General features: G+C 60.2%; 17 protein-coding genes. 12 read left to right on the forward strand and 5 right to left on the reverse strand.

Going from position 1 to position 15,028, the window contains the following annotated elements:
- The first annotated feature begins 62 nt into the window (after window positions 1–62).
- Together Q0J75_RS00125 and Q0J75_RS00130 are read left to right on the forward strand one after the other, a co-directional pair.
- Window positions 63–536, forward strand: coding sequence for an RNA polymerase sigma factor (locus Q0J75_RS00125; RefSeq protein WP_297195752.1), 474 nt, complete (start codon window positions 63–65; stop codon window positions 534–536).
- Window positions 529–1,452 (forward strand): hypothetical protein, encoded by a 924-nt coding sequence (locus Q0J75_RS00130; protein ID WP_297195753.1) that lies wholly within the window; start codon window positions 529–531, stop codon window positions 1,450–1,452. The genes Q0J75_RS00125 and Q0J75_RS00130 overlap by 8 nt, the downstream gene beginning before the upstream one ends.
- A 46-nt stretch (window positions 1,453–1,498) precedes the next feature.
- Here the strand turns inward: Q0J75_RS00130 and Q0J75_RS00135 are convergent, their stop codons facing one another.
- From Q0J75_RS00135 to Q0J75_RS00150, 4 genes are read right to left on the reverse strand one after another with little or no spacing between them, the layout of a single operon-like run.
- Window positions 1,499–1,951 (reverse strand): hypothetical protein, encoded by a 453-nt coding sequence (locus Q0J75_RS00135; protein WP_297195754.1) that lies wholly within the window; start codon window positions 1,949–1,951, stop codon window positions 1,499–1,501.
- A gap of 13 nt (window positions 1,952–1,964) precedes the next feature.
- Window positions 1,965–2,267, reverse strand: coding sequence for a hypothetical protein (locus tag Q0J75_RS00140; RefSeq protein WP_297195755.1), 303 nt, complete (start codon window positions 2,265–2,267; stop codon window positions 1,965–1,967).
- Between the two features lie 3 nt (window positions 2,268–2,270).
- Window positions 2,271–2,483 (reverse strand): helix-turn-helix domain-containing protein, encoded by a 213-nt coding sequence (locus tag Q0J75_RS00145; protein WP_297195756.1) that lies wholly within the window; start codon window positions 2,481–2,483, stop codon window positions 2,271–2,273.
- Window positions 2,484–2,495: 12 nt separating this feature from the next.
- Window positions 2,496–3,059 (reverse strand): DUF2975 domain-containing protein, encoded by a 564-nt coding sequence (locus Q0J75_RS00150; protein ID WP_297195757.1) that lies wholly within the window; start codon window positions 3,057–3,059, stop codon window positions 2,496–2,498.
- Window positions 3,060–3,204: 145 nt separating this feature from the next.
- On the opposite strand from Q0J75_RS00150, the gene Q0J75_RS00155 reads away from it, so the two are divergent.
- The 4 genes from Q0J75_RS00155 (at window position 3,205) to rpsU (ending at window position 7,509) form a co-directional block, all read left to right on the forward strand.
- Window positions 3,205–3,687, forward strand: a complete 483-nt coding sequence (locus tag Q0J75_RS00155) for an RNA polymerase sigma factor (RefSeq protein ID WP_297195758.1) — start codon at window positions 3,205–3,207, stop codon at window positions 3,685–3,687.
- Window positions 3,681–4,628 carry a hypothetical protein gene (locus tag Q0J75_RS00160; RefSeq protein ID WP_297195759.1) on the forward strand — a complete coding sequence of 316 codons (948 nt, stop codon included), beginning with the start codon at window positions 3,681–3,683 and terminating at the stop codon, window positions 4,626–4,628. Before Q0J75_RS00155 ends, Q0J75_RS00160 begins: the two co-directional genes overlap by 7 nt.
- Before the next feature lie 134 nt (window positions 4,629–4,762).
- Window positions 4,763–7,183 carry a leucine--tRNA ligase gene (leuS, locus tag Q0J75_RS00165; RefSeq protein ID WP_297195760.1) on the forward strand — a complete coding sequence of 807 codons (2,421 nt, stop codon included), beginning with the start codon at window positions 4,763–4,765 and terminating at the stop codon, window positions 7,181–7,183.
- 143 nt (window positions 7,184–7,326) lie between these two features.
- Complete coding sequence (gene rpsU, locus Q0J75_RS00170) at window positions 7,327–7,509, forward strand: 30S ribosomal protein S21 (RefSeq protein WP_009259223.1); 183 nt, start codon at window positions 7,327–7,329, stop codon at window positions 7,507–7,509.
- A gap of 56 nt (window positions 7,510–7,565) precedes the next feature.
- Here rpsU and Q0J75_RS00175 read toward each other — a convergent pair whose 3' ends face one another.
- Window positions 7,566–8,348: a hypothetical protein gene (locus tag Q0J75_RS00175; protein WP_297195761.1), complete on the reverse strand. Its 783-nt coding sequence runs from the start codon at window positions 8,346–8,348 to the stop codon at window positions 7,566–7,568.
- 80 nt (window positions 8,349–8,428) lie between these two features.
- Between Q0J75_RS00175 and Q0J75_RS00180 the strand changes: the two genes are divergently transcribed.
- From Q0J75_RS00180 to feoB, 6 genes are all read left to right on the forward strand, one after another.
- On the forward strand, window positions 8,429–8,938 hold the full coding sequence (locus Q0J75_RS00180) for a YqeG family HAD IIIA-type phosphatase (protein ID WP_297195762.1): 510 nt from the start codon (window positions 8,429–8,431) through the stop codon (window positions 8,936–8,938).
- Complete coding sequence (locus Q0J75_RS00185) at window positions 8,935–9,780, forward strand: TIM barrel protein (RefSeq protein WP_297195763.1); 846 nt, start codon at window positions 8,935–8,937, stop codon at window positions 9,778–9,780. Before Q0J75_RS00180 ends, Q0J75_RS00185 begins: the two co-directional genes overlap by 4 nt.
- 52 nt (window positions 9,781–9,832) lie before the next feature.
- Window positions 9,833–10,894: a M24 family metallopeptidase gene (locus tag Q0J75_RS00190; protein ID WP_297195764.1), complete on the forward strand. Its 1,062-nt coding sequence runs from the start codon at window positions 9,833–9,835 to the stop codon at window positions 10,892–10,894.
- A 350-nt stretch (window positions 10,895–11,244) separates the two neighbouring features.
- Window positions 11,245–11,814 carry an elongation factor P gene (efp, locus tag Q0J75_RS00195; RefSeq protein WP_087335698.1) on the forward strand — a complete coding sequence of 190 codons (570 nt, stop codon included), beginning with the start codon at window positions 11,245–11,247 and terminating at the stop codon, window positions 11,812–11,814.
- Between the two features lie 101 nt (window positions 11,815–11,915).
- Entirely contained in the window at window positions 11,916–12,383 is a 468-nt protein-coding gene (locus Q0J75_RS00200) for a CD1247 N-terminal domain-containing protein (protein WP_297195765.1), read from the forward strand.
- 195 nt (window positions 12,384–12,578) lie between these two features.
- Window positions 12,579–15,026: a ferrous iron transport protein B gene (gene feoB, locus Q0J75_RS00205; RefSeq protein WP_297195766.1), complete on the forward strand. Its 2,448-nt coding sequence runs from the start codon at window positions 12,579–12,581 to the stop codon at window positions 15,024–15,026.
- Window positions 15,027–15,028: the final 2 nt, after the last annotated feature.

The following is a 15,028-nucleotide window of genomic DNA, read 5'->3' on the forward strand; positions in this document are numbered from 1 at the left end:
TGTAACCGAAGCCCCCGCTGGTCCGTATATAGGGCAGAACGAAAGGAAAGGAGGCGAACGCCTTGGATCATGAGGAACTGGAGCGCATCGTGAACCGCTACGGCAGTTCCATCTACCGGCTGGCCTACGCCCGGACGGGCAGCCATGCCGACGCCCAGGACGTAATGCAGGAGACTTTTCTCCGCCTGGTGCGGGCGGGACCGGACTTTGCCAGTGAGACCCACTGCAAGGCCTGGCTGCTGCGGGTGGCGGCCAACTGTGTCAACGATGTGTTCCGCTCCCCCTGGCGGCAGGCCCAGCCCCTCAGCGAGGGGATGGAAGCCCCGGCCCAGCCGGAGGAGGGGGGCGTGCTGGAGGCAGTGCTGGCTTTGCCGGCCAAGTACCGGCTGCCGGTGCATCTCTACTACTACGAGGGGCTCAGCGTGGGGGAGATCGGGGAGATTTTGGGCAAGAGCGAGAGCGTCATCAAAACCCGGCTGTTCCGGGCACGAGGGATGCTGCGGCTGGAGCTGGAAGGAGGACGGGAACATGTTTGAATCCAATTTTGAAGACAGATATCGTGTGGAAGTGGAGCAGATAGGCCCCACACAGGAGCAGCTGCGGGAGGTGATGGAGCGGATGGACCAGGAGAAACAGCATCCAATGATAGGAGGCAGGTCTGTCCGTCGTGTGGGACGCACCCTTCTGGCCGCGGCGGTCCTGTGCGCTTTGGTGACTGCTGCGGGGGCGGCGGGCATTGCCCTTTCTCAGAGCAGAGTCCACTTTTTCAGCGAGGAAAAGGACTTGCTGGAGGCGGCAAATGCCGCCGGTGTGAATGGTTATACCGTCTATCTGGGCGGAGACTACGACCCGGACGGCTTGGCCGAGGAAAACCGGCGGATGTGGGATGACTACGCTGGGGGTACGCTGGTGGAGGAGCGGCAGGGAACGGAGCGCGACGGCTGGACCGATATGCGGGCCTTTGCTGTTGAGAACAGGGAGGGTTCCTTCCGGGCAGAGCTCTACCGGGCGGATAAGCTTTCTGATCTCAATGGGCTGTGGACGGTACCCAGCTGGGACGTGAGCTGGCTGGAGGAGCACTATGATACCATGCCGGACAGCTGCATGTACCATACCGAGACCGATCTGGAGCAGGACGCCCTGGTCTACCAGTCCTTTATCGGCGGCTATGAACGGGCGGATGGGGCCTCCTTTACTATGGAGTGCAGCTGGTTTTTCCAGCATGAGATGCAGGACCAGTATGTCCTGGGTGAGGGAGTCAACTATGAGACACAGGACGGTGTAACGGTTGCCATTACCATGGAGACCACCGAAAGCGGCCAGCAGCAGTTCTGGGCCGACCTTTCTTCCGGCCATATGTGCTGGACCATGCACGGCGCCGGGCTGACCCTGGAGGAGATTCAGGAAGTTGTGGATCACATGGGGCTGGCCGCCCTATGCGAGACAGCATGAGCAAAACAGCCGGGGACCCGCTGGTATCAGCGGGTCCCCGGCTGTTTCAGGTGTCCAATTCCAGGTAGTAGAGGGTATTGGTATCTGAGTCGTAGCAGGCGAAGGTATAATTGTGGGAGGGACGGTCAAACATACTGCCTTCGCCGTCGGTCTGTCGGTCCAGCAGATACCACCAGCCCTCCTCCGGTACTGGCCAGCCTGCCATTCCGGCCCCGCTGTTCCAAAGATAATCCGCCATCTCTTGGTCCATGGGGAAGGCGTTCCAGCAGCCGCTGGAGTGGCTGGATATCTCCTCCGCTACCGTTTCACCGTTTTTTGGGGAAAAGACCAGCTCCATCTGGAGCAGACCGTCCCCGTGAAAGCCGCCGTGGCTGTCGGCAGCGGTAAAGCTCTGGCATTGGGGCAGGTCCAGGTCCAACTGCCGGGCGGCGTAGTCCGGCGAATCGCTCCCGCCGCCGCAGGCAGACAGCAGGAGCAGGGGCAGGGGCAGCAGGATCAACCAAGCCGGGCCTTCATGCGCTCCCTCCCCGGCTCCAACGCGGCAGAGCGATGCCGTTCAGGAGCAGACTGACCGCCGTCAGGATCACGCCACAGCGCAGCATGGCTTCGGAGGTGTCCATCAAGGCGCTCCAATCCTCATATCGTACTCCGCCGTAAAAGTAGGAGAGGGCCAGCAGCAGAGCCAGGGCACAGCAGGCCAGACTGCACACACTGAGCCGTCCGCTCCGCAGACCCACAGCGGCAATGCCAAGCCCCCAGGACAGCAGCCCCAGGCCAAGGGCTCCCAACAGAATCATAGCTACCAGTACCGCCATGGCTCACTCCTCCTCCGGCACATATTCCAAAATATCCCCGGGCTGGCAGTCCAGAGCCTTACAGATGGCCTCCAGAGTGGTAAAGCGCACCGCCCGGGCGTGGTTGTTTTTCAGAATAGACAGGTTGGCCAGGGTGATATCCACCTTGGCGGACAGCTCATTCAGGCTCATTTTCCGCTTGGCCATCATCACGTCCAGATTCACAACGATGGGCATGGGAACACCTCCTCAGATGGTCAGGTCATTTTCCGCTTTCAGCTCCGCCGCCTGGCGGAAGAGAGCGGACATGACCAGACAGAGCAGCCCGCCCAGGAAGAACAGGGGGACAAACAAGGCGCAGTAGCTGGCCAGCGGCAGGGGAGACTGGAAGAACCATACCCCCCACAGCACCCGGATCAGGGCGAACAGGGCGATGGCGAAGCAGCAGACAGCGGCCCGGCGGAGGCTGCCCCCGTTTTCCAGACAGAAGGGGGTACCCTTCAGGATGGTAGCCAGCACCTTACGCCCCTGCCAAAGGATGATAGCGGTACATACCCCGCACAGCAGTAAAAAGAGGGTGAGCATGATCGCATAGCTTCCCTCCCGCCAGACGCGCCACAAATATTGCCAGCATACCGCCAGAAAAAGCAACGGCAGAGGAACGCCGGTGTCCTCCAGCGCCAGCAGCGGCCCATTGACGACCATGCCCACCATGCCGGGCACCAGCAGCAGGGCTAGTAAATTGCACACGAAGGTAATGGTCACCAGAATTTTTAAGATATAAGCCAGTTTTTGCACCACGGTTCGCTCCATAGCGATCCCTCCTTTGGCTCCACTGTACCACGTGGTAGATTGTTTGTCAATGTATTTTTATTGTTTATCAATATAATTGCAGGAGCTGTAACATTTTGTTCTGCAAAAACGTGTATTTGATAGAACCGTGAGAGGGGGAGATATTATGGACCGGGAAGAGGCGGCCCGGCTGGTGGAGCAATACAGTATGGCGGTGTACCGGCTGGCCTATGCCAGGACTGGGAACCGGGAGGATGCAGAGGACATCACCCAGGAGACATTCCTGCAGCTGGTGCGGACGGCGCCAGCCTTCCGGGACGGGGAACACTGCAAGGCTTGGCTGCTGCGGGTGGCCGCCAACTGTGCGGTGGATTTGCATCGCTCCCCTTGGCGCAGAAGGTCGGTACCTCTGGAGGAGGCGGAACAGATGGCCTCGCCTGAGCCGACAGTGGAAGACGGGATGCTGGCGTCCATCCTGGCGTTGCCGGAGGAATACCGAGTGGTGGTGCATCTCTATTACTACGAGGACTTGAGTACCGGGGAGATTGCCAAGGTGCTGGGCAAACGGGAGGGGACCATCCGTACCCGCCTGAGCCGGGCGCGGGCCATGTTGCGGGAGGACTTACAAGAGGGGGAAACGCCATGCTGAAACAGAATTATCAGACCTGGATGGACCAGGTAGAGCCGGACAAGGCCTTTCGGGCCCAGCTGGTGGAGGCCATGGCGGCCCAATTTGACCGTCAGCCCGGTCCAAGAAGGCGGACCCGCAGAGTAGGGCGGACTGTGCTGGCGGCGGCAGTGGCGTGCGGTGTGCTGATGGTATCGGCCTTTGCTCTGTCACCCACCCTGCGGCAGGTGCTGAAGGGAGCTCTTGGGGGATATGCAGAGTATGCCCAGCCGGTAGAGGGCACAGATGTATCTAATGGGATGGAGCTTCGGGTGGTATCTGCACTGAATGGCGGCTCCATGCTCAAGGTCTACGCTGAACTGCGGAATCTGAACGGGGAACCGGTCCGTGATCCGCTGTATGTGGATGGGATACTCATCCCACGTGAAGAGGGAGAGGAAGGTGCTGGCTCCATAACCGCCGGAGTGGAATGGGTGGGATATGAGGCAGAGAGCGAGACCGCGCTTCTGGAGTTCACAACGTGGGGATTCCCAACGCCAATCGGGGACCGGATGGAGCTGATGGCTGTCGTCCTGGCGCCGCCGGGAGAGTTGGCTATCGAGTATGAATGGCGCATTGATTTTACGGTGGAACAGCTGTCGGTCAGAAGTATCCCGCTGACCGGTGCGGTTTCTAATACACCGCTGCTTCAGGCGGATCTGTCCGCCCTGGGCGTTTCCATCCGAACCGGCGGCTGGAATACCATTGATGCATTCCCGCTGACTGTTTTCTGTAAAGACGGCAGGCGGCTGACTTTGCCCCATGGGGGCGGCGGCAGCATGGGGGATACCCGGCTGACCTGCTGGGAATATGACGAGCCTGTGGAGCCGGGGGAGGTAGCTGGCCTGGCTCTGGGACAGTGGTATATCCCTCTGAAGGGGGAAAACGCCGGACAGGGCTATTGGCTGGAGGAATTACCATAAAACCATAGAGTCCCGCCGTATGTCGCGGCGGGACTCTATGGTTTTTCTTGCATTAGAGTCGGGTTTCAAGTATAATATTCTGGATTATGGAGGCGGCAGCCGCCGCCAGGATACGATACAAGGAAGTGCAGTCAATGAAATACGATTTCGCTGCCATTGAGCCCAAGTGGCAGAAAAAATGGGCGGAGGAAAAGACCTTCCGCTGCGAAAACCACAGTGAGAAGCCCAAGTTCTACGCCCTGGTAGAGTTCCCCTATCCCTCCGGTCAGGGCCTGCATGTGGGTCACACCCGGCCCTACACCGCCATGGACGTGGTGGCCCGCAAGCGCCGGATGGATGGCTACAACGTGCTGTTCCCCATGGGCTATGACGCCTTCGGCCTGCCCACCGAGAACTACGCCATCAAGAACCACATCCACCCCGCCAAGGTGACCCACGACAACATCGAAAACTTCACCAAGCAGCTCCACATGCTGGGTTACTCCTTTGACTGGGACCGGGTCATCAACACCACCGACCCCGCCTACTACAAGTGGACCCAGTGGATTTTCCTCCAGCTGTGGAAAAAGGGGCTGGCCTATAAGACCACCATGCCTGTGAACTGGTGTACCTCCTGTAAGTGCGTGCTGGCCAACGAGGAAGTGGTGGAGGGCGTGTGTGAGCGCTGCGGTGCCCCTGTGGTCCGCAAGGAGAAATCCCAGTGGATGCTCAAGATCACCGAGTACGCCCAGCGGCTCATTGACGATCTGGACGACCTGGATTTCATCGAGCGGGTCAAGACCCAGCAGAAAAACTGGATCGGCCGCTCCACCGGCGCCGAGGTTACCTTCAAGGCCACTACCGGCGAGGATATCGTGGTGTTCACCACCCGGCCCGATACGCTGTTTGGCGCCACCTATATGGTGCTCTCCCCCGAGCACGCTCTGGTAAAGGGCTGGCTGGAGAGCGGCAAGCTGAATAACGCCGACGCGGTCAAGGCCTACCAGGCCGCCGCCGCCTCCAAGTCCGACCTGGAGCGCACTGAGCTCAACAAGGAAAAGACCGGCGTGTGCCTGGATGGCGTGAAGGGTATCAACCCGGTGAACGGCAAGGAGATCCCCATCTTCATCTCCGACTATGTACTGGCCACCTACGGCACCGGCGCTATTATGGCCGTGCCCGCCCACGACGATCGCGACTGGGAGTTTGCCAAAAAGTTCGGCTGTGAGATCATAGAGGTGGTCTCCGGCGGCGAGGACGTGCAGAAGGCCGCCTTCACCGCCAAGGACGAGACCGGTATCCTGGTTAACTCCGACTTCCTCGACGGCCTGACCGTCAAGGACGCCATCCCCGTCATTACCAAGTGGCTGGAGGAAAAGGGCATCGGCGAGGCCAAGGTCAACTACAAGCTCCGGGACTGGGTGTTCTCCCGCCAGCGCTACTGGGGCGAGCCCATCCCCATGGTGTATTGCGAAAAGTGCGGCTGGCAGCCCATCAGCGAGGACCAGCTGCCGCTGCTGCTCCCCGATGTGGATTCCTATGAGCCCACCGACGACGGTGAGTCCCCCATCTCCAAGATGACCGACTGGGTGAACACCACCTGCCCCCACTGCGGCGGCCCCGCCAAGCGGGAGACCGACACCATGCCCCAGTGGGCCGGCTCCAGCTGGTATTTCCTGCGCTATATGGACCCCCACAACAGTGAGGCCCTGGCCTCCAAGGAGGCGCTGGATTACTGGTCCCCGGTGGACTGGTACAACGGCGGCATGGAGCACACCACCCTCCACCTGCTGTACAGCCGGTTCTGGCACAAATTCCTCTACGACATCGGCGTGGTGCCCACCAAGGAGCCCTACCAGAAGCGTACCTCCCACGGCATGATCCTGGGCGAGGGCGGCGAGAAGATGTCCAAGAGCCGGGGCAACGTGGTCAACCCCAACGACGTGGTGGCCCAGTATGGCGCCGATACCATGCGCACCTATATCATGTTCATCGGCGACTTTGAGAAGGCCGCCTCCTGGAGCGACAATGCCGTCAAGGGCTGCAAGCGCTTCCTGGACCGGGTGTGGAACCTGTCTGAGAACCTGACCGACAGCCTGGAGTATACCCCCGCCAACGAGAGCGCCATCCACAAGACCATCAAGAAGGTGGCCGATGATATCGAGGCCATGAAGTTCAACACCGCCATTGCCGCCCTGATGGCGCTGGTCAACGACTTCTATGCCAACGGCTGCTCCAAGGGGGATTACAAGACCCTGCTGCTGATGCTCTCCCCCTTCGCACCCCACATGTGTGAGGAGCTGTGGGAGACCTTGGGCTTCAATGCCGCCGGTATGGCCTGCCAGCAGGCCTGGCCGGCCTATGATGAGAGCAAGACCGTGGCCGCCGAGGTGCAGATGGCTGTTCAGGTGTGCGGCAAGCTGCGCTCCACCATTACCGTGCCTGTGGACAGCGACGAGGCTGCCGTGGTGGCCGCCGCCCTGGCCGACCCCAAGGTGCAGAAGTTCACCGAGGGTAAAAATCTGGTTAAGACCATTTTGGTACCCAATAAGCTGGTTAACCTCATCGCAAAATAATCCTCGCCGGGCAGGACGAACAAGAAAGAAAAATCTGCTCTTGACATTTGCGCGGGGATAGCATACAATGATTCTGTTAAAGCCATATCTATGTGTGGCCCTTTGGCGGTGGAACCCCGCCGCTTCGGAGGGAGGGGAAGTCAATGTCGGAAGTCCATGTGAAGGACGGCGAGTCCTTGGAGAACGCGCTGAAGCGTTTCAAGCGCAGCTGTGCCAAGTCTGGTGTTCTGGCCGAGGTTCGCAAGCGTGAGCACTATGAGAGCCCGAGCGTCAAGCGCCGCAAGAAGTCTGAGGCCGCCCGCAAGAACCGCAAGAAGTATTATTAAAACTTATAAACCCCCGCGCCAATCTAATTTGGCGCGGGGGTTTGTTGTATTTTTGGCTACTGCCGGTTCAAAATATCCTCCAGCAAATCCTCTACCTGAGGATAGGACAGCACCGCCTGGCGGATCCCCAGGCTGTTGGCCACATGGAGCTTTTTTCGGATGGAGCCGGCATCGTCAAAGAGAACGAAGTGAGCGCCGTTTTCCTTTGACATGTAGGTAAAGTAGTGGGCGCACAGCTCACTGGAAAAGAAGACCGAGGGATTGCGCTCTTCCATCATCTGGGCCAGCTCGGTCCGGGTGAGGGGATGCCCCTGGCCGGTGGGGGAGGGGAGATAGAAATCCTCTGCCACCCGCTCCACCGCCAGCACCACCCGCCCGGCGCCGTAGGTCTCTGTGGCATCCCGCAGCCGTTGGGCCAGGGAGCCGCCGGAGAGGGCGGAGGAGATGAGCACCTTGGCGCTGGGAGCATAGCCGCCGTAAGCCTCGGGTACAAAAAGGGGCCACCCCCGCTTTTGGGTCAACCCGGCCAAAGTGTGAACAATGTCGGCCAGCAGGGGGAGGGGGCGGCCCTCAAAGTCGCATAAAATACCGTCATAGCCCCGGGCAGAACACTCCCGCAGCACCTCCTGGCAGAAGGGACCGGCCTCACCCCGTCCATCAAAGCCCACGCAGTCCAGAGCCATCAGGCCTCCCCGGACAGATATGGGCATATTGGCACGGAACAGGTGGGGCCCGCCCCCCACCCGATAGGCCGCGTGGGCCATGGGAAGGCCGAACCGCAGGGCCGCCCGGCTGTGGGCGGGCGGTGCGGTGAGGATCAGTGTGGAATTCGGCTGCATATCAGCTACCCCCTTGTCCAAGTTGTAAGAAGCGTGTATAATTCTATGCGGACCACACTGCAAATAGACGAGGTGATGCCATGCCTCTTTCACTGACGGCCCACTGGGCGGGGAAGAGCATTTACGACATCGACCCGGCGGCCCTGGCCCGGCGGGGCATCCGCCTGCTGCTGGCCGACCTGGACAATACCCTGGTGCCCTACGGTATACCGGAGCCCACCGAGCCGGTACGGGCGTGGACGGCGGCGCTGAAGGCGCAGGGGGTGACCCTGTTTGTGCTGTCCAATAACCGGCATCCCCAGCGGCCGGAGCGGTTTTCAACGGCTCTGGGGGTCCCCTTCATCGGCCATGCGGGCAAGCCTAAGCCGGGGTCCTTTTTCAAGGCCATGGAGCGGATGGGCTGTACTCCGGAGCAGACCGCTATTGTGGGGGACCAGATTTTTACCGATATTTTGGGCGGCAGCCGGGCGGGGGTGACCACCCTGTTGGTGGAGCCCATCCGATTGGCGGGCAATCCGGGGCGCTACCTGCGGTACGCCGTGGAGTGGCCCTTCCGTGCCCTGACAAAAAGGAGAGCAAAACCACTATGAGCGCGATTTTTGGCCCTGCGGGCAACGCAGAGTCCTTTCCCTATAAGTCCTCGGCGGACGCCCCCCGCTGGCTGGCGGAGCTGGGGCTGGACTGCTACGAGTACCAGTGCGGCAAAGGGGTCAACGTAGGGGAGGCCACCGCCCGGAAGATCGGGGCGGCGGCCAGAGAGGCGGGTATCGCCCTGTCCCTCCACGCCCCCTACTTCATCAATCTGGCCAACCCCGACCCGGACAGCCTGCAAAAGACCATCGGCTATATCACCTCCGCCTGCCAGGCGGCGGACTGGATGGGGGCCACTCGGGTGGTCATCCACTCCGGCGCCCTGATGAAGCGCACCCGCCGGGAGGCTCAGGACATCGCCTTAAACTCCATGCGGGCGGTGGTGGAGGCCTGCGACAGGGCGGGCTTTGGTCATATTACCCTCTGTCCCGAGACGATGGGCAAGATCAACCAGCTGGGGGATCTGGACGAGGTGCTGGAGCTGTGTACCCTGGACGAGCGGCTCACCCCCTGCGTGGATTTCGGCCACCTGTACGCCCGCTCCCTGGGGGAGCTGGAGGGACAAGAAGCCTGCGTCCGGATGCTGGACCGGATTCAGGAAGTGCTGGGGGAGGAGCGGGCCAGCCATTTCCACAGCCATTTTTCCAAAATCCAGTTTACCCCCAACGGGGGCGAGAAGATGCACCTGACCTTTGACCAGGAGGACTTTGGGCCCGACCCGGCCCCCCTTATGGCGGAGGTGGCCCGCCGGGGCTGGAGCCCGACTTTCATCTGTGAAAGTGCGGGGACTCAGGCAGAGGATGCGCTGGTCATGAAGCGCCTCTATCAAAATGCGTTATAGGGCCGTCATTTAGGACGGCTGTGCCACTTATACCAGAAAGGAAGTCTTTCAAATGAATCATCTCAATCAAATCGCGGCCAAGCTGGACGAATACAAGCTGGACGCCATGCTCATCACCAGCGAGCCCGGCGAATTTTATGCCATCGGCTTTCACGGTGAGGGTATGGTCATCGTGACCAAGGGGGAGAGCCGCTATTTTACCGACTCCCGGTATATCGAAGCGGCAGGCAAGCAGGTCACCGGCGCCGCTATCACCATGACCGACCGGAACAAGAACTTCATGACCCTGGCCCAGCAGGCGGTGGAGGAACTGGGCATTGGCAAGCTGGGCTTTGAGGACGGCTATATGACCGTAGCCTCCTATAACCAGTACAGCAAGCTGCCCTGCGAGCTGGTCCCTGCCCAGAGCCTGGTGAACAACCTGCGGGCGGCCAAGGACGACGAGGAGATCGCCCTGATGAAGAAGGCCCAGGAGATCACCGACCAGGCCTTTGATGCCATCCTGAAATTCATTCAGCCCGGCATGACCGAGCGGGAGATTGCCGCCCGGCTCCAGTATGAGATGCTGTGCCGGGGCGCTGACAAGATGTCCTTTGACCCCATTGTGGTGTCCGGCCCCAACGGTTCCCTGCCCCACGGCATCCCCGGGGACAAGAAGGTGCAGAAGGGTGAGTTTCTCACCATGGACTTTGGCTGTAAGTATGGCGGCTACTGCTCCGATATGACCCGCACCATCGCCTTGGGCGAGCCCACCGAGGAGATGCGCAAGGTATACGATACCGTGCTGAAGGCCCAGCTGGCCGGCATCGCCGCCGCTAAGGCGGGCGTGCCCGGCAAGGAGATCCACAATGCCGCCGCCAAGGTGATTGAGGACGCCGGTTACGGGGCATACTTTGGACACGGCTTCGGCCACAGCGTGGGCATTGAGATCCACGAATCCCCCAACGCCAACAGCCGGGACGAGACCCCCATGCCTGTAGGGGCCGCCGTCTCCGCCGAGCCCGGCATCTACCTGCCCGGCAAGTTCGGTGTGCGTATCGAGGATGTGCTCATTTACACCGCCGAGGGCAATGTGAACCTGACCAAATCTCCCAAAGAGCTGATTATCCTGTAATTGAGACCGGCTCAAAAAGCCTGCCCGGCTGGATGCAGGGTGCCATATATTTGAGGGAGGGGCTTGCTTATGCTGATGCTGATACCATTGCTGAACGTTATTTTTAGAATGGCCGAACTTTGTTTTTACATTTTGGGTATTATCGCCTTTTCGGTATACCTGAAACGCAATGGAATAGGGAAGAGATAGTATTTGTATGGCCTGGATGTTTCAGCCGGAGCCCGGGAGCAGATGGAAGGCTGTATGGCAAAATCCCTTAAAAAGATGGGACTACCCCTTGCAAAGCGGGAAATAATAGGGTAAAATGACTTAGCTGATTATATAAAATACCTTTTGGAGGATGAATTTCAATGCCTACGATTTCTGCCAGTGATTTCCGCAACGGCGTGACCTTTGAGATGGACGGCCAGGTCATGCAGGTCGTCGAGTTCCAGCACGTGAAGCCCGGCAAGGGCGCCGCTTTCGTCCGCACCAAGATGAAGAACGTCATCACCGGCGGCGTGACCGAGACCTCCTTCAACCCCACCGCCAAGTTTGAGCAGGCCTATGTGGAGCGCAAGGATATGGAGTACAGCTACAACGACGGCGATCTGTACTACTTCATGGACCCCGAGACCTACGATCTGGTGCCCATTGGCTCCGAGCTGCTGGGTGACAACTTCCGCTTTGTGAAGGAGAACATGGTGTGCAAGATCAACTCCTACAAGGGTAAGATCTTCGCCGTGGAGCCCCCCACCTTTGTGGAGCTGGAGGTCAGCGAGACCGACCCCGGCTTCAAGGGCGACACCGCCACCAACGTGACCAAGCCCGCCACGCTGGAAACCGGCGCCGAGATCAAGGTGCCTCTGTTCATCAACCCCGGCGACAAGATCAAGATCGACACCCGTACCGGCGAGTACCTGGAGCGCTGCAAGGCCTAAGCGTCCGAGCATCCGGGAGCAGGCGCACAGTGAACCACCCCAAAACCATTCCCATTCCACTGGCCCTTCGAGGCCGATGACTGAGAAAAGGAGAACGCATTATGACGATTTCTGAGAAGGTCGCGTATCTGAAGGGCCTGGCAGAGGGCCTGAACATCGACACCGAGAAGTCCAAGGAGGGCAAGCTCATCTCCGTGATGATCGGCATCCTGGAGGAGATCGGTATGTCTCTGGAGGATCTGGAGGAGAACAATGTGGCTCTGGGCGAGGAGATCGACGCCATCTCTGACGACCTGGCCGACGTGGAGAAGGCCGTCTATGAGGACGAGGACGACGAAGATGAGGACGACTGCTGCTGCGGCGACGACGATTTCTTCGAGACTGAGTGCCCCAACTGCGGGGAGACTCTGGTCATTGATGAGTCCGTCCTGGACGAGGGTGTGATCCAGTGCCCCAACTGCAAGCAGAAGTTTGCACTGGACCTGTCTGACGACTGCTGCTGCGGCGACGAGGACGGGGACGACTGCGGCTGTGGCTGTGGCTGTGAGGACCACGACCACGAGGAGTAATCCACATCATTCAGGAGCGTTGCGGAAAAACCGCAACGCTCCTTTTCATTTGGGCGATGTTTTTGTATATGGCCCAAAAACCCGTGGGATTTTGGTGAAAATGAAAAGGGATGTCTCTTGCGTCTTTCTATGGGACCGTAGTATAATGGGCTCGGATTAGATTAGATTAACTTATAATACAGTGGATGGGATAAGATGAAGACACAAGAGACACAAAACCAAAAGACCCTGGAGGAGGTGCGCCCCGGCGAACGGGGCACTATCCTGCGGGTGGGCAATGACCGGGGCCCGGTGAAGCGCCGTTTGGTGGACATGGGCCTCACCCCCGGCACCCAGGTTATGGTGCGCAAGGTGGCTCCCTTCGGCGACCCGGTGGAGCTCAACCTGCGGGGCTATGAGCTGTCCCTGCGGAAATCAGATGCTGCCCAGATTCTCATCGCCACCGGTGAGGAGGGGGAGCGGCGGGCCCAGATCCGCAAGCAGCGCATGGGCATGGTGCAGCACCTGCCTGACGAGGAGACCCTACGGCGGATGGACGCCGACCACGCTCACGAGGCCGCCGAGCACGGCGGCGTGCCCGACTATGCCAGCCACGACACCCGGGAGATGAAGCTGGCTCTGGTGGGCAACCCCAACTGCGGAAAGACCACCCTCTTTAACGCCCTCACCGGCTCCAACCAGTATGTGGGCAACTGGCCCGGTGTCACGGTGGAGAAAAAGGAGGGCAGGGCGGAGGTGGACGGCAAAGCCGTCACCATCGTAGACCTGCCCGGCATTTATTCCATGTCCCCCTACTCCATGGAGGAGATCGTGGCCCGGGATTTCATTGTGGGGGAGCGGCCCGACGCCATCATTGACATCATCGACGCCACCAACATCGAGCGTAACCTGTACCTGACTGCCCAGTTGCTGGAACTGGAGCGCCCCATGGTCATTGCCCTGAACTTTATGGACGAGGTGGAGCGCCACGGAGACAAGATCGATGTAGACCAGCTCTCCAAGACCCTGGGTGTGCCGGTGATCCCCATCACCGCCCGGTCGGGCAAGAACATCCAGAAGCTGCTGGAGGTGGCCCATCACCAGATGCACGTGGGCGTCACCGTGGAGCCAGACGACCTGTATGACGACTTTACCCACCAGATCCACCACAAGGTGGGCGAGCTGATCCACGACAAGGCCTACGCCGCCCACATTCCCGCCCACTGGGCCTCCATCAAGCTGATCGAGGGGGACCAGCTGGTGGAGGAGACTTTGGGCCTGAGCCAGAAGGAAAAGGCGGATTTGGAACGGGTGTGTCAGGAGTATGAGGGGGCCTATGAGCTGGGCGACCGGGAAACCCTCATTGCAGACGCCCGCTATCAGTTCATCCAGAAGGTGGTGGACGGGTGCGTCAAGCGGGGCCGTCCCCTGGGTACCCCCACCTTGTCTGACAAGATCGACGCCATTGTCACCCATAAATTTTTTGCCATTCCCGTATTCCTGCTGATGATGCTGGCCATGTTTGCCCTCACCTTCGGGCCGGGCCAGATGCTGGCTGACGGGGTGGATACCCTCATCGGCGGCTATTTTGCCGATGGGGTCCGTAGCGTGCTGGCAGCCGCTGGTACCGCCCCCTGGGTGGAGGCTCTGCTGGTGGACGGCGTGATCGCCGGTGTGGGCGGCGTCCTTACCTTCCTGCCCCAGATTGCCATTTTGTTTTTGTTCCTCTCCTTCCTGGAGGATTCCGGCTACATGGCCCGGGCCGCCTTTATCATGGACCGGCTGCTGCGGCGGTTTGGTCTCAGCGGCAAGGCCTTTATCCCCATGCTGATGGGCTTTGGATGTACTGTTCCCGCCGTCATGGGGGCGCGAACCATGGAGAATGAGAAGGACCGGCGGATGACCATTATGCTGGTGCCCTTCATGTCCTGCTCCGCCCGGCTGCCGGTGTACGGCCTGCTCACCGCCGCCTTTTTCCCCAAGTACGGCGGACTGGTGGTATTCTCCCTCTATCTCCTGGGCCTGATCTTTGCCATCCTCTCCGGCATCCTGCTGAAGAAGCTGGTATTCAAGGGGGAGCCCGCCGCCTTTGTGCTGGAGCTGCCCCCCTACCGCCTGCCTACCCTGAAAAATATCGCCCTCCATGTGTGGGAGAAGGTGAAGGGCTTCCTTATCAAGGCGGGCACCCTGATCCTGGCCATGAGCGTGCTGCTGTGGTTCCTCCAGACCTTTGGTGTGGAGAATGGGGGCTTCTGTATGGTGTCCAACGAGGAGTACTCCATCCTGGGGACCATCGGCTCCCTGCTGGCCCCCATCTTTGCGCCCCTGGGCTTCGGCACCTGGCAGGCGGCGGTGGCGCTGCTCTCCGGCCTCATCGCCAAGGAGATGGTGGTGTCCTCCATGAGCATGTTCTACGGCTTTTCGGTCACCGCCAGCGGGGCGGCCATTGCCGCCGCTCTGGGTGGCACCTTCCAGAGCCCTCTGGCCGCCTACTCCTTCCTGGTGTTCGTGCTGCTCTATGTCCCCTGTGTGGCGGCGGTGTCCACCATCCGTAAGGAGATGAACTCGGTGAAGTGGACTCTGGCCTCTATCGGCTGGCAGCTGTGCGCCGCCTGGCTGGGTTCCTTCCTGGTCTACCAGATCGGCTCTTTGTTCTTGAGGTAACT

This window comes from uncultured Flavonifractor sp. (assembly GCF_944385615.1).
GTDB lineage: Bacteria > Bacillota > Clostridia > Oscillospirales > Oscillospiraceae > Flavonifractor.

Bases quoted from the DNA above. Each gene is read 5' to 3' on its own strand.
- Q0J75_RS00130 (WP_297195753.1), top strand. From the start codon at position 529: ATGTTTGAATCCAATTTTGAAGACAGATATCGTGTGGAAGTGGAGCAG.
- Q0J75_RS00140 (WP_297195755.1), bottom strand. From the start codon at position 2,267: ATGGCGGTACTGGTAGCTATGATTCTGTTGGGAGCCCTTGGCCTGGGG.
- Q0J75_RS00145 (WP_297195756.1), bottom strand. From the start codon at position 2,483: ATGCCCATCGTTGTGAATCTGGACGTGATGATGGCCAAGCGGAAAATG.
- Q0J75_RS00150 (WP_297195757.1), bottom strand. From the start codon at position 3,059: ATGGAGCGAACCGTGGTGCAAAAACTGGCTTATATCTTAAAAATTCTG.
- Q0J75_RS00155 (WP_297195758.1), top strand. From the start codon at position 3,205: ATGGACCGGGAAGAGGCGGCCCGGCTGGTGGAGCAATACAGTATGGCG.
- Q0J75_RS00160 (WP_297195759.1), top strand. From the start codon at position 3,681: ATGCTGAAACAGAATTATCAGACCTGGATGGACCAGGTAGAGCCGGAC.
- leuS (WP_297195760.1), top strand. From the start codon at position 4,763: ATGAAATACGATTTCGCTGCCATTGAGCCCAAGTGGCAGAAAAAATGG.
- rpsU (WP_009259223.1), top strand. From the start codon at position 7,327: ATGTCGGAAGTCCATGTGAAGGACGGCGAGTCCTTGGAGAACGCGCTG.
- Q0J75_RS00175 (WP_297195761.1), bottom strand. From the start codon at position 8,348: ATGCAGCCGAATTCCACACTGATCCTCACCGCACCGCCCGCCCACAGC.
- Q0J75_RS00180 (WP_297195762.1), top strand. From the start codon at position 8,429: ATGCCTCTTTCACTGACGGCCCACTGGGCGGGGAAGAGCATTTACGAC.
- Q0J75_RS00185 (WP_297195763.1), top strand. From the start codon at position 8,935: ATGAGCGCGATTTTTGGCCCTGCGGGCAACGCAGAGTCCTTTCCCTAT.
- Q0J75_RS00190 (WP_297195764.1), top strand. From the start codon at position 9,833: ATGAATCATCTCAATCAAATCGCGGCCAAGCTGGACGAATACAAGCTG.
- efp (WP_087335698.1), top strand. From the start codon at position 11,245: ATGCCTACGATTTCTGCCAGTGATTTCCGCAACGGCGTGACCTTTGAG.
- Q0J75_RS00200 (WP_297195765.1), top strand. From the start codon at position 11,916: ATGACGATTTCTGAGAAGGTCGCGTATCTGAAGGGCCTGGCAGAGGGC.
- feoB (WP_297195766.1), top strand. From the start codon at position 12,579: ATGAAGACACAAGAGACACAAAACCAAAAGACCCTGGAGGAGGTGCGC.